This window comes from Fibrobacter sp. (assembly GCA_024398965.1).
GTDB lineage: Bacteria > Fibrobacterota > Fibrobacteria > Fibrobacterales > Fibrobacteraceae > Fibrobacter.
Window position 1 is genome coordinate 54,488 of sequence record JAKSIF010000002.1, and the last position, 20,050, is coordinate 74,537.

General features: G+C 48.4%; 16 protein-coding genes. 5 read left to right on the forward strand and 11 right to left on the reverse strand.

The annotated features are described in order from the left end of the window. The 6 genes from MJZ26_01165 to MJZ26_01190 form a co-directional block, all read right to left on the reverse strand. A complete protein-coding gene (locus MJZ26_01165) occupies positions 1-1,965 on the reverse strand; it encodes a sulfatase-like hydrolase/transferase (protein MCQ2104378.1) in 1,965 nt (654 codons plus the stop codon). Between the two features lie 10 nt (positions 1,966-1,975). Further along, positions 1,976-3,142 (reverse strand): glycosyltransferase, encoded by a 1,167-nt coding sequence (locus MJZ26_01170; GenBank protein MCQ2104379.1) that lies wholly within the window; start codon positions 3,140-3,142, stop codon positions 1,976-1,978. Between the two features lie 29 nt (positions 3,143-3,171). Then, the gene (locus MJZ26_01175) at positions 3,172-4,182 is read right to left on the reverse strand and encodes a hypothetical protein (GenBank protein ID MCQ2104380.1); all 1,011 of its coding nucleotides are present in this window, start codon (positions 4,180-4,182) and stop codon (positions 3,172-3,174) included. A 2-nt stretch (positions 4,183-4,184) separates the two neighbouring features. Beyond that, on the reverse strand, positions 4,185-4,988 hold the full coding sequence (locus tag MJZ26_01180) for a LicD family protein (protein MCQ2104381.1): 804 nt from the start codon (positions 4,986-4,988) through the stop codon (positions 4,185-4,187). Then, a complete protein-coding gene (locus MJZ26_01185; GenBank protein ID MCQ2104382.1) occupies positions 4,985-5,419 on the reverse strand; it encodes an adenylyltransferase/cytidyltransferase family protein in 435 nt (144 codons plus the stop codon). Before MJZ26_01185 ends, MJZ26_01180 begins: the two co-directional genes overlap by 4 nt. An 87-nt stretch (positions 5,420-5,506) precedes the next feature. After that, positions 5,507-6,946 (reverse strand): polysaccharide biosynthesis C-terminal domain-containing protein, encoded by a 1,440-nt coding sequence (locus MJZ26_01190; protein ID MCQ2104383.1) that lies wholly within the window; start codon positions 6,944-6,946, stop codon positions 5,507-5,509. An 83-nt stretch (positions 6,947-7,029) separates the two neighbouring features. Between MJZ26_01190 and MJZ26_01195 the strand changes: the two genes are divergently transcribed. Genes MJZ26_01195 through MJZ26_01205 form a run of 3 tightly spaced genes read left to right on the forward strand, consistent with a single transcriptional unit; the run spans position 7,030 to position 11,069 of the window. Then, on the forward strand, positions 7,030-7,524 hold the full coding sequence (locus MJZ26_01195) for a hypothetical protein (GenBank protein MCQ2104384.1): 495 nt from the start codon (positions 7,030-7,032) through the stop codon (positions 7,522-7,524). Positions 7,525-7,539: 15 nt separating this feature from the next. Beyond that, positions 7,540-9,417: a UbiD family decarboxylase gene (locus MJZ26_01200; protein ID MCQ2104385.1), complete on the forward strand. Its 1,878-nt coding sequence runs from the start codon at positions 7,540-7,542 to the stop codon at positions 9,415-9,417. Then, positions 9,417-11,069, forward strand: coding sequence for a hypothetical protein (locus tag MJZ26_01205; protein MCQ2104386.1), 1,653 nt, complete (start codon positions 9,417-9,419; stop codon positions 11,067-11,069). The genes MJZ26_01200 and MJZ26_01205 overlap by 1 nt, the downstream gene beginning before the upstream one ends. 26 nt (positions 11,070-11,095) lie before the next feature. Here MJZ26_01205 and MJZ26_01210 read toward each other — a convergent pair whose 3' ends face one another. From MJZ26_01210 to MJZ26_01225, 4 genes are all read right to left on the reverse strand, one after another. Beyond that, on the reverse strand, positions 11,096-12,688 hold the full coding sequence (locus MJZ26_01210; protein MCQ2104387.1) for a DUF1957 domain-containing protein: 1,593 nt from the start codon (positions 12,686-12,688) through the stop codon (positions 11,096-11,098). A gap of 170 nt (positions 12,689-12,858) precedes the next feature. Continuing rightward, positions 12,859-14,106, reverse strand: coding sequence for a DUF4912 domain-containing protein (locus MJZ26_01215; protein MCQ2104388.1), 1,248 nt, complete (start codon positions 14,104-14,106; stop codon positions 12,859-12,861). A gap of 26 nt (positions 14,107-14,132) precedes the next feature. Next, a complete protein-coding gene (locus tag MJZ26_01220) occupies positions 14,133-15,374 on the reverse strand; it encodes a hypothetical protein (protein ID MCQ2104389.1) in 1,242 nt (413 codons plus the stop codon). Continuing rightward, positions 15,374-16,780: a hypothetical protein gene (locus MJZ26_01225; GenBank protein ID MCQ2104390.1), complete on the reverse strand. Its 1,407-nt coding sequence runs from the start codon at positions 16,778-16,780 to the stop codon at positions 15,374-15,376. The genes MJZ26_01220 and MJZ26_01225 overlap by 1 nt, the downstream gene beginning before the upstream one ends. Before the next feature lie 129 nt (positions 16,781-16,909). Here MJZ26_01225 and thrC point away from each other — a divergent pair, with 129 nt between their 5' ends. Continuing rightward, positions 16,910-18,250 (forward strand): threonine synthase, encoded by a 1,341-nt coding sequence (thrC, locus tag MJZ26_01230; protein ID MCQ2104391.1) that lies wholly within the window; start codon positions 16,910-16,912, stop codon positions 18,248-18,250. A 12-nt stretch (positions 18,251-18,262) separates the two neighbouring features. Further along, positions 18,263-18,520: a hypothetical protein gene (locus MJZ26_01235; protein ID MCQ2104392.1), complete on the forward strand. Its 258-nt coding sequence runs from the start codon at positions 18,263-18,265 to the stop codon at positions 18,518-18,520. Positions 18,521-18,700: 180 nt separating this feature from the next. On the opposite strand, the gene MJZ26_01240 is transcribed toward MJZ26_01235, so the two are convergent. Next, positions 18,701-19,999, reverse strand: coding sequence for a hypothetical protein (locus MJZ26_01240; protein ID MCQ2104393.1), 1,299 nt, complete (start codon positions 19,997-19,999; stop codon positions 18,701-18,703). Positions 20,000-20,050 lie beyond the last annotated feature (51 nt).

The window sequence follows — 20,050 nt, forward strand, 5'->3', positions numbered from 1 at the left end:
TTATTCCTTAGGCTGCATGTTATCGTTACGAAGAATAGAACGTAAAACCTTGCTTGCGCCAACAGCCTTTTTCTTCCAGTCTTGAGAATGAGTATCGTTTACCAATTCGTAAATATCGTTTTTGCCCTTGTAGATTTCTTCATTTTCCAGGCCGCCTGTTAGAACGGAATCCCGGAAGCCAAGGTAATATGCATTCTGGGAGAAGAAAACAGTAGGCTGATTTGCAGGGCGTTCCTGCATCAGCAAGTCATAACCCCAGAAATGGTTAGGTTCACGAATATTGGCCAAGTCAAAAATCGTGGGACCCACATCCAGCTGGGATGCAGCATCCTCGCGAACGTTAAAGCCGTTGATCAAGTTGGAGTCTGCTGCAAAAATGCCCATGAAGATTCGTGTGGTGGCAACACCCAGAGGCTGCGGCACCTTGTAGTCAATGGAATCCACGGGAGTATCGTGGTCACCTAGAAGTACAATGACCGTCCTTTCAAAATCCTCGCGCTTTGAAAGCACATCCAGGAAACGACCCAGCTGGTCGTCGGTATAGCGAAGTGCTGTACGGTAGCGGACCATGGCATCATCGGGCTTAGGAGCATAATCGTCAGGATAGCTGAAAAACGGAATGTGGGTAGCAATGGTGTTGAAGGTCAGCAGCCACGGACTATCCTTGGGCATTTCCCCCAGAGTCTCAATGGCTAAGTCCACACCCAGGCTATCGTCGGAATGAGGAATCGCGATATTTTCGGGAACCTTCCAGTTGTCGCCAAAGAATCGTTCCACGAAGGGAAGCGTATGGTCAAAGATCGGATTAGAAATCGTCACATAGGCGCGCTTATAATCCGTCAAGTACTCAGGGAAGCCCTTAAAGTGGTTTGAAGCGTAGAAGCTAGGAACATCTCGATTGGGATGGGACGGGAAGCCCATATAGGTGGAAGTGGTTCCGCGCACCGTCGGGTAGCCGCCACTATAAGCGTTCTTGAACCACAGGGTGCCTCCATTTTCGGAATACTTGCCGTGAGCCAGTCCCCAGATGTTTGGAGCCAAAGTCGTATCTCCAGTAAGCATCTGGTTGAAAATGCGACCCTTGAAGGATTCTCCAAAAATGAAAACAATATTGTAGGGATGCTTCGCCTTGTATTCTGCAGTTGCCCCATTCCTATAGGTGGGATATTCCTTGGCGTCACGACGCAGGCTTGCAAAATCAGACGGGAGGAAGGAATCCAAATCCGACATCAATTCATCGGTGATGGAATAGTTATCTCGGACGAATTCAAAAGTTTCCACCGCGGCAATATGCAGAATCGGTGCCGTAAGGGTATGCTTGCCCAAGGTGAAGCGCCAATCTATCTTGAAGGGAAATTCAGTTACACCGCGGACACCGCCAAGGAACAAAATCAACGGAACCAGGGAAAGTCCAAGGCCCACCGAAAGAAATGTCACCGGCACCCGCTTGCCTGCAGGAATAGCGATTGGCTTCTTGGTTCTTTTTTCGCGGATAACAGAAGCAACAACAAAAACAACCGCCCCCACCACAATCAGGAACAGTAAAGAAATCCACAGTACGCTCCCCAGAAAATCGCCACCAAGGGTAGAAAGCGTCGTGCTGTCAAAAATGTTGGACCAGTGGAAATAGGTCCGCAAAAAAGAATAGGAAAGGCGCTGGTGAGAAAAGCGGAAAACTTCATAATCCGCAATAGCGATAAAGAAGTAGAAGGCAAAGAAAAGAATGCAGATTCTCGGCTTCTTCAGGAAGGCAAAAATAGATGTCAGCACCAGAATGGCGCCAACCGCCATAAAGACCTGCCATAGGATCTTGCCAGAGAACATTTCCGTCAAAGAAAGTCCAAGAGGATCCGGAAGGCTGTAGAAAAGAACCAGCATTGCAGACTGCAAGGCAAGAGCCACGGCAGCAATACTTAAAAAGGGATTCTTCCTTACGCTTTCAAAAATTTTCTTGAATTTTTCCATCTACAGTTCTCTACGACTTTTCATCTAGAATAAAATCAACAGCCAGTTCCAAATCCTGCTTCTGACGTTTGCTCACTTCCTCATAACGAGCCTTGGCGCGTTCCTCGTACATTCCGTAGATGGATGCATCCAGCAGCTGGATCATGCGGTTCTTCATTTCGCTAACAGAGTATGGGTCGAAATAAATTGCCGCGTTATCACAGATCTCAGGAATGGAAGTGGAGCCGCTGGCCGCCACAGGTACGCCATAGCGCATGGACTGCATGGGAGGATATCCAAAACCTTCGTTCAAACTGGGGAAAATGAAGGCATAGGCATTCTTGTGCAAGAATTCTAGTTCCTTGTTTTCCACATAGCCCAGAAGCACAAAGCGGTCCTTATGGTGAACATTCTTCAAGTATACCTTGGGATTGGCTGCACCGGTAATGACCATCTTGAAATCAAAAGACTTTCCGCAGGACTCATACTGAGACACCAGTTCATCAAAAGCCTTGGCAGCACGCAGGTTGTTCTTTTCCCAGCGAGCGCCACTGGTAAGCAGAAAATACTTCTTGGTCAGAACTTCCGGAGGCAGAAATCCTTCAGGTTCGTATTCTATCATAGGACTGTAGAATACCTGAATTTCTTTATCCATCAACTCCGGGAAAAAGCTCTTGATGCTGGCGCGGCTGTGTTCGCTGACGGTAATAGTCTCGGCCTTGCCCTCGGCAATGCGTTTCGCCAAATCCTGATACTTGGGCTTGTAAAAACGACGCTTCCAGATTTCGCGGTAACGGACCAGGGCTTCCATCTTTTGAGCAAACTTCTTGGCAAAGGCAACGCCCTGTGTATCGTACTGCATTTCAAGAGCGCGTACGCCATGCCAGGTGAACACGAAACGCTTTACGTCGATAGCCCACTTCTTTTCCAAAGAATACAACGGAGTATAGAAGGCATCGATGTTGTTGGAATCGATAATCTGCTGTGGAGTAGCCTCTGCAATATCGTACAGGGGAAGCTCGTTTTTCTTGCAAGCCTCCAGAATACTCGGATCCAGATACTTTCGGCTGTCGTAGACGCAGGCAAACTTGGTTCCGCGCTTGACCATGGCCCAGAAGATGACTTCACCATAGGAGCCACCGCCATGGAACTTGGCGCTGTGAATAGGCTGTACTGCGACGAGATTAAAAAGCATCATGGTTTACGCAATTGGATAAGGGATAAAGGTTAAAGGATTTTTCCGATTAGAGAAAGCAGGGGCAGCACAAAGGGCATTTTCTTATACACAAAGCCCAAGGACTTGGCAAAGGCGTAAGAGCGGATGATGTCTGCGCCAAACTTGCCGGCATGTTTTGTCTGGTAAAGGAAGGCTTCCTTGGCATTAGCAATCACATCGTCGTAATACTCGTTAATGGTAATGCTCTTGTCAGCGTTCACCGTCACCGGGATTTCCTTAAGGTCCGTATAGAAGTTCTTGCGCAAGATCTTGGGCAGGAACACGTTCATGCTTTCGGGAACCTTATGGCCGCAGGTATTGATAATGCGGGAACCGAAGAAATGGAACACCTTGCCGTTGGGAATGTAATCCCTTGCATAAGCCATCTGGCAGTTCCATTCACCGCCAGCCTTCTGGGTGATGTAACCATGCTTGAAGTTGGCTTCTGCAAGGCTCGCCATATCGTACGGGAAGTTCTTGGACACGCAATAGAGCCACAGTTCATGCCAGGTCTTGAAGAATTCCCTAGCGGTAGGAGTATCCTTGGCATACATTACTCCCCCATTGAAAATTTCATCATTCAAGATGGGAGAAAAGCCAAGCATCTTGGCGTTATTCAGAATCTTCTTACGGTTAATGGCCTTGTGGAGATTGACGTGGAAGTCCAGTACCGCGTAGATATCGCCAGTCCATTCTGCGGGAATGCTCAAGTCACCGACGATGGCGATGTCGGAATCCATGTAGAGGAAATCGCCATCGATAACGTTACGCATCACCGTCTTGAGGTAGCGTGAGCGAAGCATAGGAGTATACTTTTCGTCCAGTTCCAACGCCATGAATTCATCGACAGCTTCTTTCAGAGCGGCACGTTTGCCAGTCAAGGTTGCAGCAGTCTTGTCATCCGTCAACAGGGTAACAAACGCCCCCGGATTATGAACTCGCAAGGAGGCAATGGCAATCAGGGTCTGCTCGCAGAAAAAATCCTTCTCGGAGCTGGTCAATACAAATAGATACTTGGTCATTTTTACTTCCAGTATGCCTCGAAGGCGTGAGTAATCTGTTTGTCCTTCGGAGGCAACTTCATATAGTCACCGTACATGCGTTTTAAGTAATAATCGTAGTCTGCATACCCCTCGTATTCTCTGTTTTCAAAGGGATAGACAGCAACATGCAGCAGGCGTTCCTTATCCATCATGGAACGAGTACCGTTATTCGTAAACAAATTCGCAATGTACTTTGAGTCTTTTGCTTTGTAGCGTTTAAAAATCCATTCGTGAATCCGGCACACACGTTTCATACCAACGATATGAGCCAATGTATACAATAAGCGTTTGTACCCCCAATCAAAGCCGATTTTCATCTTTGAAAAGTTGGCATCCATTGCAAGTACCACGACCCTCATAAAAGCACAAAGTGTCATATGGAACTTCGACATCACCGGAGAGTCCGTAACACCATCCAGAGGGAAAATATCCACCCAGATACCATGCTTATTTGTATGGCGCTCCATATTGACTTCTGTACGATTATCTACAATCTTGGCAAAGGGATAAAAGTATCCTTCGGACTTGTTGTCAATAAGGGAAAGATGGCTGTATTTTTCGCCTAGCCCGTTTTTTACAATCTGGAGAAACTTTTCATATTCATCACGGACCATGCAGATGTCAATATCATCATCCCAAGGGATATAGCCCTTATGACGAACTGCTCCAAGCAAGGATCCAAAAGCCAAGTAGTACTGCAGATTATGTTCCTTGCAAATAGCGACAATATCATCAAGAATGTCCATTTGGACATTTCTAATATCATCCTGGCTCAACAACCTCATTTTGCAGCCTCTTTCATTTTATCCTTAAGATCAGAGGTGGAAACGCCCTTGGTGTAAGGAAGATATTCAATGCTTACGCCAAGTTCCGCAAACTGTTTTTCAGTACGATTGTACCTCTCGGAACCTTTCCAGTCATCCCCGGAGAACAAAACATCAAAATGAAACCTTTTCAGGGCCAGCATCTTGTCGTCAATTTCTTCCAACGTGATAGTAGATACTTCATCAACACACTTTAGCGCACCCACAATGCGTATTCTATCTTTTTCAGGAACAACAGGAGTCTTGTGTTTTACCTGAGTCACGTAATCATCGCCACATACGGCAACAATCAAATGTTCGCACTGGGCCTTGCAACGTTCCAGCAAATTCAAATGTCCCACATGGAACAAGTCAAAAACACCAGTAGTAAAACCAACTTTGTATTTTTTCATAATTTCCTCACTACAAAAATAGCCTTTTTTTGTAGTGAGAATGTCCGCAAATTCACCATTCACCGATGAATTGCACAAAAACGTTCCTTAGTGGCGTTTGGATGCGTTCCTGTCGCTTTCCAAACGCTTTTTCTGCATTTTCCACTGCAGTCCAAGAGCCCCTAAAATCACCACATAGGCAATGATCTTTTCCGGGATGGAAAGGGTAAAGATCTTGAGGTTCAAAAGCACATAAAAACCAATCAAGCCAAACATCCAGACAATCTGGGACCAGAGCTTTGCGGAGTAGGGCCAAAGCTTTAGATAGGCCAGGTATACGTTGTTCCAAATCATGGCCACCACGTTATAAATCAGCATGGAAAGTGCTGCACCCACAAGGCCCAAGGTTGGCACCAGAAGATAGCCAGAAAGCAACGCCACACCTAGCGAAACGATGTTCATTTTCAGGGTGTAAAAACTCTTACCGATGCCATTCATAATATTGGTGGTAAGGCCAAAAAATCCAGCAAGCAAATGGACAAAAAGAAGGATACCAAGAGTCTCCGGTTGCACAATAAAATCGCTACCGGCAATACTCAAAATCTGTTCCGGGAACAGCACTATAAAGAAGCCAATGACCAACTGGATCAAGGTAATCATGGTCACGCAATAAGTGAACACCGGCTTAAGATCCGTATGAAGCCTGGACTTGTCCATCCCAGCAATGACGGGGGTTAGAATAGGATTGAAGCCAACGCGAATGGTCTGCAAGGCGTTGGAAACCGTTACCATGATGCCGTAGGCGCCAGCCATTTCGGGACCAAGGAAAAGCATAACCATCCAAAGGCCGGAACGAATCAAGAAGGAAGAAACAAACTCGTTGAAACCCAGCGGTAACGAATAAAGTAACAAGGTCTTGGAAATGCGTTTTGCTGGCCACAGAGGCATCTTATCGAACTGCTTCCGAACCAATTTCCAGTGCATCAGGAAGCCGCAGAACTGCCCCACCAAAAGGCCCAAGGGAAGTGCGTGGGGAATCCCCATAAAGTGCATTGCAATGGAAGACGCCGGAGATAGAACTGCCACAAAGAAGGAATTGATAAAGATAGCTACCTGAGGCTTTCTATTGCTTTCGGAGGTATTGCTCAGCACATAGGAAGTGGCGTAGAATACCAGGGAAATGGCGTACCAAGGCAGTTCCTCGGAAATCAAGGGCGTGTGGGAGCCAGCAAAAATGACCAGAGTCATGACCAAGGCAACAAAGGCTGAAATCCAGAAGGATTCCATAATTCCTTCGTGGTCAGGGCGGTTGTTCAACTTGTTCTGTGGCAGGAACCAGTAAAGGCCCTTGTCCAGGCCCAATGTTGAAGAGCGAGACAAGGTCAAGAGCAGCGTTTGGGTGGAAACAAAGACACCGAATTCGGCTGGGCCGAAAATTCGAGCCAGAAGGATGGTCAGGAGAGGGCCACAAACCTTAAGGATGGTACCAATAATGTTGACGATAACACCTTTCTTAAGGAACTTACTATCTGTTTCCAAATTACTCATGGGGCACAAAAAATAGCTTTTTTAAAGGGTATTTCCACCCCAAACCCTTTTTACCCCTAATTTTTTACTAACTTTGGAGCAGTATGGTACAATTCGGTCAAACTTCATGGCAAGAATACTCTCTGGCAAACATGCTGGAGACTATGCGCTATGCACCCATGAACGTGACTGTGGGAAATACTCCCGTTGTACACTACACTCTTCCCAAGACCCTTGAAGCCGGCGAAACCGTCTCCTACTGTGTGGTCTCCGGATTCAACAAGATTTCCTGGAAAGGCACCATTAGCGCCGTCAACGGAACCAAGATTATGGTCCGTCTGGCTAGCGGTCCCTTCCGCGGTTTCACAGCAAGCCACGAATTCGTTTCTGAAGGCAATATGACCGCCTGCTACGACGAATTTTCCTTCCAGGGCTTTAGCGAATTCCCCGAAGAAACCTTCGCCAAGATCATGGCTTCCGCCAGCGTCGTCTACGCTGTAGTAAGCCGCAAGGCTGCCCGCGATGTAATCATGGCGGTAGAAGCCAAGAAACAAACCCAGAGCTTTGAAGCCCTCGACCAGGCAGCCACTGCCGGTTAACCAGCGGGGTTCATCATGTACAAGAACCTTGAACAGGCTCTGCTGGATCTTGAAAAAGCAGGCTTATTGAAGCGCATCCACCAGGAAGTGGATCCCAATCTAGAAATGGCGGAAATTGCCAGGCAGGCCTTCGAAATGGGAGGCCCGGCCCTACTGTTTGAACATGTGAAGGGAAGCCCCTTTAGAGCCGCCTGCAATATCTTCGGAACCGAAGAGCGCATGAACTTTCTGTTTCGCAAGAGCCTCAAGGGAACGCAGACCGCCGTTCTGTTCAAGTCCAATCCGGTTGAATTTTTCAAAAGTCCAAACCCGGCTAAACTGCTGAGGGCCGCCTGCACAGGCCTCAACGCCCTCCCCTGCCGATCCGGCTCCATCAAGGATTTCCAGGAATGTACTTTGGCGGACCTTCCCCAGCTTAAGAGCTGGCCTATGGACGGCGGCGCCTTTATTACACTGCCCCAGGTCGCAACGCGCCCCGCTGAAAACGCAAGCGTCATGACCACCAACGTAGGCATGTACCGCATCCAGATTTCTGGAAACGAATACGGCAACGGCACGAACGGAACTGACGTAGAATGCGGTCTCCATTACCAGATTAAGCGAGATATTGCAAGGCACCACCGTAAGGCCATCGAAGAAGGCCGCCCCCTTAAGGTAAGCGTCTTTATTGGAGGCCCTCCTGCACATACCGTAGCAGCGGTGATGCCCATGCCCGAGAACCTGTCCGAACTTGTATTCGCAGGAATGCTCGGTGGCAGACGCTTCCGCTATTTTATTCACGATGGATACCTTGTTTCCAGCGACGCAGACTTCTGCATTCTGGGAGAAGTAGAACCAGAGCTGAAGCCGGAAGGCCCCTTCGGGGACCATATCGGGTATTACTCCGACAAGCATAACTTCCCCTGCCTCAAGGTAACAAAGGTTCTCTGCAAGAAGAACGCCATCTACCCCTTTACGGTTGTAGGGCGGCCGCCTCAAGAAGACACCTTGTTCGGAAGTTTCATCCATCAGGTGACAAAGCCCATGGTACCGGCCTCCATTCCTGGACTTCACGCGGTTCACGCGGTTGACGCAGCCGGCGTCCACCCTCTTTGCCTCGCACTTGCAAGCGAACGATTCCTGCCCTACGCCAAGCCCGAAGACAGGGAACCTATGGAACTTCTCAAGACGGCAAACGCCCTATTGGGATTTAATCAGGCAAGCCTTAGCAAGTACCTGCTGATTGCAGCCAAGGAAGACGAGGCCATCGATGGCGCAGGAAACCGTAAGCCAATCAACGTCAACGACGTCCCGGCGTTCTTCGCCCACGTTCTAGAACGTATAGACCTTAGGCGAGATCTGCATTTCCAGACCTCTACCACCATCGATACGCTGGATTATTCGGGCACCAGCCTGAATCACGGTTCCAAGCTGGTGATGGCTGCCGCCGGCGTCAAGCGCAGGGACCTTCGTAACAATCCCGAAGACTTGGCAAGCCTCAAACTTCCAGGCGTCACCGCGGTACAAATCCCGATGGCCGGCGTCCTTACGATTCAAGCCCCCGCTTTCGAGGGGAACGAACGTAACGCTTACATGGAGCAACTTGCCGCAGCCTTCAAGGCATGGCCATACAAAGAAAACTACCCGTGGGTAACAGTCATCGACAGCAATCCTGTGCTGGACGCGTCTCTTGACGGCCAAAAGCTGGCAGACTTCCTCTGGCTAACCTTCACCCGCTCCGACCCCGCTCAAGACATCTTCGGCGTAGACGTTTCCATCAGCAATAAGCACTGGGGCTGCAGCGCCCCCATGATCGTTGACGCCCGCATCAAGCCACACCACCAGAAGGCACTAACGCTTCCCGCAGAAATCACGGAGCGGGCACGCCGTATTCTTGAATCGGAGTTGAAGTAATGTCCAGAGTGGGGCTGTTCATCTTCGCTGTAGCCCTAATGGCCATCTCGGTTTCCGCCAAAGGAATTTGCGGAACTGCCCATATGGTTCAGCACCATCGCGACGCTGCCCAACAGCAAGCAAAAACGGTCTTGGCTCGCGCTACAACAACGGGCTGCACCGATGAAGATTTCTACGATTCCGTCTATACAAAGAAAACGGAACACTTCCAGATTTTCTACACCCTAAGCGGTCCTCATCAGACCACAATGGAATTTGTTGACACCCTGGCCAAGGATGCTGAATACGCCTGGGATTTTCACGTAAAAAAATCGGGAATGAAGTCCCCTGCAGGCGTTCCCACAACCTATCATTACCTGCAAAAAGTCGAAGACAATCTTTATCCCATTGAAATTGTCGACATCGATTTGCTGAGAGACACCCGCAACCTGTTGGGCGGATCATGCCACGGCTGTTATGGGCTCACCATTCCCTCAGACATCATTCCCGAAAAAAGTTCCCTGGTTATTGAAAACGATTTCCGTTTTACACCAACACACCACCCAACCAAGGATACCGTAGATTTTAACGGTAAGACATGCGATTACAACATGGCTACCGAAGACCTTCTTAACGAAGCCCACGACTACTCCTATGCAGACAAATGGGAAAGCGCTCTTCGAGTAACGACAATCCACGAACTGTATCATGCCGTACAGCTGCGCTATGTCGACATGTACAAGTATTGGACATTCTGGTTCGAAGCCTCTGCAGCAGGAACCGAAGAAATTGCAGCTCCAGAAATCGACGATTATCATTCCTACCTCAAGTCTCTTTCCAAGTCTGTTGGCACACCCCTCGATAGGTTGATAGAGGACTACGGTGTAGGCATTTTGTACATCTATCTACACAACCATGTAAACAAGCAAACCGACAAATTCATTTGGGAAAGCTACGCCTCCCACCCCGAGGAAAGTTTCCAGTTTCAGTTGAACGCTTTCGGAAAAAAGAACAATCTCTCTGCAGATTCCTTGTTCCACGATTTTGCAACAAGGCTGGCCTTCGCCGGGCAACAGGCATCGGCCATTGATTCAAGCCTTTGGATTGGTGACGATCAGCCGCTGTGGCCCAATTTCAAACGCACTCATATAAGCGAGAATTCGTCGGAGTTCTTAAATTCCGGCACAGACGTTTTAGAACCTCTTTCCTACAATTTCTTTGTAGATAAATCTCCGAACCTGGAAAATTTCAAGGGAAACGTAAGCATCGCCATCTATAAGAACAATACGGCAACAACAACCCATCTGTCAACTACAAACGCAATTGACTCCGTTATCTCATCCATTTCGAGAGACCCATCCGTTGATTCAACGCTATGGATTCTAAGCCGCTTTGACGAAAGCGAGCCAATCCATACCATCGTAAAGGATTCCACTCTTCGAGCCTACCCCACACCTTGGCGTAACGGGAACCTCTGTTTCACACCTCTACCCAAAGGCAAGAAATTCATCGAAATCCGCAATCGTCGTGGGGATCTTGTAACAAGAGAAAAATACGAAGGGCAAACCCTCTGTATGGAGGAATCCAAGGTCAAAGACCTTATGGTTCCTGGAGTTTACCGCTTTAGAGCAGGCTCCAGCGGAAAAACCCAGAACTTTATTGTAATCTATTAAAGAAGGGGGCTAACTCGCCCCCTTTTCTAAAGCCAACTGAAAATATTGTTTTCGGATTCCAGCTTCGGCAGAATTGAATTTGCCGCCGGCTTATCGGAATTTCGAAGAACCAACTTGCAGGCTTCAGCAAAAAGCAAGTGACCGTTATTATAGTGGTCATCAAGGCGACGCTTGGCGTAGCCATCGGCAGAGTGATTATGAATCATGAAGGCCCAGTCAGAAGACTGGAACAGCATCAGTTCACGCTCCATCTGCTTAATATAGCGGGTCATCAGCTTACTGGACTTGTTCCCGCCCATACGTTCCTGGATGGATTTCAAATGCTGGATCATGGCTCGCATACGGTAGGACTGCGGATAATACTTATCGGTCTCACCATTGATCCATACGGAACCGAAGCCGCCTTCGCCCCAGCTGGAGAACGCAGGTTCGTGAGCATCAGGAGCTGCGGAGGAAGTCATAATCTGGTCGGCACCAGCGAATTCGATTACAGAAGACATGGCGCCACGTTCCAGCATAGATTCCAAGAACAAGGGACCTTCAAACCACCAGTGTCCAAAGAGTTCAGCGTCGTAGGGGCAAAGCATGCAAGCCTTGTTGCCATCCATGTTTACCAGCAATTCCGAAATGGTCGCTTCGCGGTTCATCACAAACAACTTAGCGTGATCTTCTGCCAAGTGCAAGGCATTCCAAGGACGATAAAGCTCCTTGTTCTCGCCGCCTGTAATCCTGTTATATTTAAAGCCAGTATCAATAGGCGTGTCGCCAGAGAAGAAGTATTCGCCTAGATATTCTCTAGAACGATCCTTGGCAATATCCTTGAAGAATTCTCGGTATTCAGGATGGCCCGGATAACCTGTTCGACGACTCCATACTTCCATGGAACTTTTCTGTTCACGGCCCATGCAGTACAGCCCCTGCGTTGTACGCATCGGTGTAAACACGCCATACTTGGGATTGGGATTAGCCAACAACACACCGTGAGTTTCCAGGAAGAAATACTGGATTCCAAACTCGGCAAGATACTTGTCCAAACCAGGGAAGAAACCACATTCAGGCAACCAGACACCCATGGGCTTACGGCCAAAGGCACGTTCAAAGCAACGAATGGTAACGTCCAACTGCATTCGAATAGAATCCGGATCGCTCTGGTATGCAGGTAAGAAGGGGTGAGTACCTACGCAAGTCAGCAAGTTTAGCTTGCCCGCTTTTTCAAGAGAAAGAAACTCACCCAACAAGTCATGATGGATTCGATTTTCCCAGGTATCAATGAGAGTACGCTGGCGACCCAAATAGAAACTGGAAAGAGATTCCAGTTCCGTACCCTTATTACGTTCCACTTCCTTTTCAATCAGTTCCATCTGTTTTTGCAAATGGACGGAGAACTTTTCCATCAAAGCCTTGTCTGAAAGCATTTCAATCAAGGGAGCGGAAACACTAAGATTAATTGTTCCCGGTACACCCTTTTCGAGGAGACGACGCATAGCCTGCACCAAGGGCAGGTACGTTTCCGCAATGGCCTCAAACAGCCAGTTCTCTTCGAAAAAACGATCATGATCCGGATGACGCACAAAGGGTAAATGCGCATGCATCAAGAAAAGAATTTTACCAGGAGCCATACTAATTCAATTAACAATTAACAATGAACAATTAACAATGAAAAACGATGGATGAACAAAGGTTCCTAAAAAACATTCCTTTCCGTAGGGCGAGCTTAGCTCGCCATACTTTTAATTTTTCACTTTTCATTTTTCATTGTAACAAAATGTTGGCTTTCGCCAACATTTTGTTACTCAGTGCGCTTTACTACGATAGGAACGATTGTGGTCGGGAAATCGCCATCCTTATCGGTAGCAAACACAGGAATAACCTTAGTTACATCCGGCAGGTCTTCTTCAAAGCTGAAGGTGCCATCGGGATTCAGCGGGAAGTCTTCACCGCGAACCTGAAGATGAGCATCAGGACGGGTGCCACCGTAAACGATGAGACGAGTCTTAACCCACAGGAAGAAATCCTTGCCATAGTTCACAGAATCCTTAGTAGCCTGAATATTGCTCAAGTCCATTGCCTGGAGAGCAGCACTGGAAAGTGCTCCAGAGAACATGGACTCGGAAGAGCTACCGAAGTTTCCACCAAGAGTATTGAGCCAGGATTCAGCAGTCTGGCTACTGAAGCCAGAACTCATGAAATTACCCAGGGTGTTTCCACCGAGGGAAGCCTTGGCAAAAGCGTTGTCGGCAGCAGGAGCGGGAGCAGCCTTGTCAAATACAGCTACGGGAGCAGATTCAACAATGGGATTGAAATTCTTACCCTGAACAGCACCAAGCACAGCAACAACGGACTTACCTGCCGTATTTTCTACATACCAGCTGCGTGCATCGGCCGGAACTTCAACATCACGGAACTTAGGCTTCTTGCTACGCTTAACAGTCAGGTCAGAAGAGATGTCGAACAAACGGAGAACCAGCTTAGCCTTGCCCTTCTTGGCCTGCTTGATTCGGTTTTCGGATACTTCCCAGAAGGCATGCATCCAGTTAGGATCCTTCTGCATCAAGACCAAGTATTCTGCGTCAAAAGACTGGGCGAAAGCGGAAATAGTTTCGTCATTGGAAACCTTGACTTCAGTTTTTTCCTCGGCCTTGGTAGTGGCCTTGGCGGCAGCCTTGGCAGTGACCTTAGCAGCAGGCTTCTTTGCAGAAGTTGCTTTAGCAGCGGCAGTCTTAACAGTCTTACCTTCTGCAGTAGCCTTGGCGGCAGCCTTTGCCTTAGTGGCAGTAGCCTTTGTTGCAACAGACTTTTTCGCTTCGGCAACCTTGGCCTTTACTGCAGCCAGCTTAGCCTTTGCTGTGGCACTTGTAGCCTTAACCTTGGCAACAGCCTTTTCGGCCTTTTCCTCAGCATCCTTCAAAGTCTTGACGGTAGCAGAAGTTGCAGCCTTCTTAACAGTCTTTGCAGCAGTTGTAGTTTTCTTTACTGCGGTAGCGGCCTTCTTTGTCACGGCCTTTTCTGCAGTTTCGGTTTTCTTAGTAGCAGCCATTTTACTAGCCTCCTTCTTCTAAACACCTATCGGCGGGTCTGTCCCCAGTTTCCAATTCCTGTCAAGCCAATACGAATGGCGAAGAAAGTTTCGTCCCATTCATCCTTGGCATCGGCAAAGCGCTTTCCGCCCTGGAACGCAAGGTCAATCATTGTACCCTTACGGCCAAGCGGGAAACCAGCACCTACAGAACCACCGACTTCAAACACATCCTTTACATACCATTCCCTGTACCAGGCACCAGCACGATAGTTGATACGCTTCAGGTACGGGTCATAAAACAACGGACTTCCATCGCACTGGTAACCAAGGGACAGCATGAAATCGCTCTGGGTTTCAGTGTATTCGGGCATATTCCAGCCGCCACCCATATTTTCCACATCGTCATCCCAGGCGCGCCAGGTCAAATCCAGCATAATGTTATGACGCTTGGCTAAACGATAATTGATACCGGTGGCAAGCATTGCGGGAACATCAATCTTTCGTGTATGCTTTGTTGGAGCCAAAGTATCCAACTCACTAAAGCGGAAATTGTAGGCCAGCTCATTCTTCAAGGTATAACCGGTCGTGAAGGAGAAGAAGTAAGAGGCAAGCTTACCGCGATACTGCATAGCTACGGAGTAATAGGCCGGATGGTCCTCGATTTCCCAAGTTCCATCTACGTAATCTGACACAAGTCGATTACCGGCACCCCAGGCATCACTGCTGTCAACGTCGCTCGTGTTAGGACCAAGAGTCAAGGTTCGGGAAGCATTACCCATGACCACATGAGCGGATGCACCCAACGAGAAAGAACGCAGGAACGGCAAACGGATTGCATACGTGGGAACAATTTCGTACACGCTGCCCACATACTCAATCTTTGCATCCATGGATGCCTCGGCATCCTTGACTTCTTCATTCATAGAGGAAGCGTAGTGCTGCCAAAGAGAAACACCCATGGCACCAAAGTCACCCATGGGGAACGACAGGTTGAATGAAGGCAACGACAAATTGGTGGAAACGTAGGAGTTACCACTATTCTCGGCAATATCCGTTTCAATAAGGGCATTGAAATTAAAGGCGACCTTTGTGTCAAAGGCAAGTCTTGCCGGGTTTACAACAGAAAGTCCTTCTGCATCTCCAGTCTTTGCATTACCCGCAAAGCCACGACCAGCAGCAGAGGCTGTACCACCCAAGACATGTTCTTCGCCTAAAGCATCCATACCAATCATGGAGCCAAAGGACAATCCTGCGGCAAGACCAAGCAAACAAAGAATTTTCTTCATTAGTCATCCCTCCGCTTGGAAGCCAGCCAGAGTTTCATTGTCATCTGTCCATTCATGATAGAAGAGAAATCATAGCGGGCATAATCGAAATAATTAAGGAACGTGATAACGGTGTCGCCAGCATCGGTCCTATAGTCGGTATAGGTTGTATCCTTTTCCTGCATGAACGGATAACCCATGCGCATCATAAACTTCATGGGACGACCATCGCTAGCCTTATTGAGCAACTCTCTTGCACCGTAGGTCACCTGCAAGGTCAAAGAATCACCATCATGGAACACCAGGTTCTGATGTCCAACCTCGAGAATCTGTTCCTTATTCAAGCGGTAGTTCTCCATGCGACGAACAACAACATCGGCGCTATCAACAAAAGATCCAACCACAACCTGGATAGGATGTCCAAACTCGGAATTACCATTGGCGTCATCACGGCTCATGGTAATCTGTGCATGTACCACATTCTGGCGAACGTCATTACCGTCTGCAAGGGGGAATTCATCTCCATAAAATTCCTGAAGGGCCTTCATCACCGGTTCAGAAGGAATCTCTACGACCAAGGAGTCGTAAACGCCGCCGTGAAGCACAGGGCATTCCACGCATTCCTCATGGTTAGAAACGATGTTTGCCATACGGGACACCGGAGCTACGATACCGGTTGAATCATCGGAATACACCCAGAGAACCGGAGTATAGATAGTATTGTCGCCGTAGAAGCGATAGACGTGTGAAGCCTCGGGTGCAGACAGTCTAATCTGAAGACGAGCATTCTTCTCCATCTTCTGGAGTTCCTCCAAAAGGCCGGAGGGCAAGTCAACACGTAACGCAGTATCACCCCTGCTATAGGAGATTGCCAAGACTGTATCGCCAGTTGAAGCATCATCCCAATCGGTCAGCGATTCATACCAGGCACTATCAGAAATGGAAGTCAGGCTGTCAAGGAACTTCTTTTTACCACGGCTACTGTTCAAATCCAGCTTCCAACTAACCTTAAGGTCCAAATCCTCTTCGTAAGGCAAGGAATCCTTAGGGAAGTACTTGCTCTTATAAATGCTATTCAGCCAAAACAGAGTCAGGAACGTCTGGGCAGAATCGGCGTTCTTTAAGCTTTTGGCAAAACTGGTATCTACAGTAAAGTCGATTTCGAGAACAAGATCATGAGATACGTTGGAATAGGCACCCAGGGCAGCTCTTACATCTGCAGACCTAGGAGCGGTATCCAAAAAAGCCTCAACAGAGTTTGCCTTGATTCCCTCAACATTGACAACCTGAGCCTTATAGCTATCAGGCATTCCGTGGTCAGACAACCAGGAACTCAAGCCGTTTTCGTCGGACTCAAAAAGGCAGGACGTCAAAGCCAACGCCATCACACATAAAAAGCAAAACAAGCCTATATTCTTCTTTTTCACTCAGATCTCCGAGTCTATTCTGTAAATTCAACCTTAATATAGAAAGTTTGAATGGCCGAAATATGAACGAAGTCTTTATAAAGGGGATTTCTTTTTCTATTTTTGGAGCCGTAAAAATCAGAGGAAACTATGACTAAGTTCAATGCTCATTTTAGAAACATCAACGGCGACGATACCTACCCGGTTACCGACGTCATTTACCGTTCCAAGGTAGATAACAGCCTTCTGGAAGTGGAACACGACCGCAAGGCCCTGGCTGAACGCAGCCCCGAAGAATGGAAGAAGCTGTTTGCCGAACGTCGCATGAGCTTTGAACCCGCTGACCAGAGTGGTATCTGGAGCAAGCGCGAAATGGTTCTCCCGGACATGCCGGTGGAAGACATCGTGACCATGCGCGAAGGCTGGAGCCCCCTGTTTGACGCAGCCCCCATAGCCAAGGAACTGGGCATCAAGAGCCTCAAGGTAAAGCTTTGCGGCAACTCCCATACCGGTTCCTTCAAGGATCTCGGCATGACAGTTCTTGTCAGCCAGGTAAACCACATCATCAAGAAGAACATTCACCCGATCGACGCCGTTGCTTGCGCTTCTACCGGCGACACTTCCGCAGCACTTTCCGCATACTGCGCCAAGGCTGGCATCCCGTCTATCGTATTCCTGCCCGCAGGCAAGACCAGCGTCGCTCAGCTGATTCAGCCCATCTCCAACGGCAGCATCGTTCTCGCTCTTGACACCGACTTCGACGGTTGCATGAAGATCGTTCAGGAAGTCACTAAGGACAATCGCATTTACCTCGCCAACTCCATGAACAGCCTCCGCGTGGAAGGTCAGAAGACCATTTCTCCGGAAATCTGCCAGGAACTTGGCTGGAAGGTTCCCGACACCGTGATTATTCCGGGCGGCAACCTGGGTAACGTTTCTGCTCTGGCCAAGGGTTTCGAAGACTGCAAGGCCATGGGCCTCATCGACCGCATTCCTCGCATTATCGTGGCTCAGGCTGAAAACGCCAACCCCTTCTACCAGGCTTACGAACGCGGTTTCGACCAGCTGGTTCCCATGCAGGCAAAGAAGACTCTCGCTTCTGCCATCCAGATCGGTAACCCCGTCAGCTACCCCAAGGCAGTACGTGCCATCCAGAAGACTGGCGGCATGGTAGTGAGCGTTACCGAAGAAGAACTGGCAAATGCAGCACACCGCGGCGACCGCATCGGTCTCTACTGCTGCCCCCACACTGGTGTGGCCCTGGGCGGCCTCGAAAAGTTGGTTGCAGCTGGCAAGATCGACAAGGACGAAGACGTTGTCGTCATCAGCACCGCTCATGGCCTGAAGTTCACCGAATTCAAGGTGGGCTACCACGAACAGAAGCTTGAAGGCATCCAGAGCAAGTACGCTAACCCCATCTTCAAGGCTCCCGCCGAAATCGGCCCTGTCATGGATATCCTGAAGAAGGAAATGGCTGCAAGAAAACGCTAGTTTTCGGGAGCCATGGCTCATCCGAAGGGTGAGCCAAATGCTTTTTTGAAAACGCTAGTTTTCGGGAGCCATTGGCGCGGTCGAAGGTCGCGCACACCAGAAATTCAACAAGCCTCGGGTAAAACCGAGGCTTTTTTGCGTCCCAACCCCGCAATTTCCCACAAAAAAGAACGGGTTCTCAAGGAGAACCCGTTCCTAAGAAGGAGAAAATATGAGCGGCGTCTGGATCCTAGAACTTATCAGGAGGGGAGCAATGATAAAGTCGTTTGAGGATTACCCTTCTTCCGTTCACGAGTCTAAATATATCCTTCATTTTTTAAAGAAGAACTACCATTTATCTTACATTTAATTGACCGAAAAATTCAAAAAACGGTAATTTTCAACAAAAAAAGCAACATTCACTTAGAATGCTGCCTTTTTTTCTGAAAATCATGCTTTTGTCTAAAGAGATTACTCTTCGCGGAAGATAATCTTGCACTTCGGAACAAAACGGAAACCACCACGGCGGTGACGTTCGATTTCGAAGAACTTCTTGACACCTTCTGTAGGCTTGTTGGGGTCATCGGAGCCATTGATATGGGCAATAACACGATTCAAGCGGCTTTCGAAGTTGGGACGAAGCGGATCCATGCAAATGGACGGATCTCGCTTGAATTCTCTGTTTTCATATTCTTCACGGCCTGTAGCAGTGTATTCGCGAAGAAGATTACGAAGAATGCGAGCCGGAACATTACGCATCAGGTGCTTATTGTTCACAGAAACAGAGTCATCACTCTTGTAGTAAACAATCGTCACAGAATCGTTCATGGCTTCAAGAAGCTGTTCCTGAGCCTTCTGAATGGGCTGCCAAGCATCAAATTCCTGCTTGACCACAGCACTCATTAGTTTGTTAAAAGGCTCCGGTGCAACAACGTCGGCCTTGTAGTCGAAATAGACTATAGATGCCGGTGCACCATAGTAGCAACCCTTGTGAATGAGAACGGAGCCAGTCTTTTCTTCAACAACGTCTTCAAGGGCCTTGACGCAGGCCATCTTGGTTTCTGCTTCAAATTCCCACTTGAGACCGAACTCGGACAGGCAGTCGCCAAAGGTCATGTACTTACCGACCTTGCGGCCATTTACATAGACATGACCATCATCTCGCATTTCTGCAGTAGCACGGCCTTCAAGCGCTTCGACCAGAGAGGTCTGGGTGGCCTTGAATTCTACACACTCATAGGGAGAAGTGCTCAGAAGAATGGGACCGATCTGGACCAAGCCGATGAACCAACGCATGGGGTTCACAACAAGTCCACCCGGAGTATCAAAACGGAAGGTGAAGAATTCCTGACGGTTTCCATCCACAACTTCACGACGAAGGAAATTAGCATTCGTCAGAAGAGGATAACGCTTGGGAATAATATCCAAGCAAAGCTGACGAACGTCCTTGGTTGCATAGAACTGGGAAACGTAAGGGAGATAAGAACGGAGAACACTGCGAGCGGGTACGGCTTCGAAGGTTGCACAACGATCAATAATTCGCTGCATGAAGGCATCGGGGCTTTCGCCACGTTCATAAAGCCAAGCCACCACATTGTTCATGATCAAGCGATGGGTACTTTCGTCAACGAAAGAATCTTCGAAATAAATATCATTCAGCATTTTGACGTTAATGCGAGAATCTCGCTTGACCAGACTCAAGACATCCTTAACAGGATAGGAAATGAGCAGCTCAATATGGGTAAGCTGAAGGAACAGATTTGAAAGCACAATTCACCTCACAAAAGCGATTTCCCAACAACCCTCGGGAAAAAACCAACG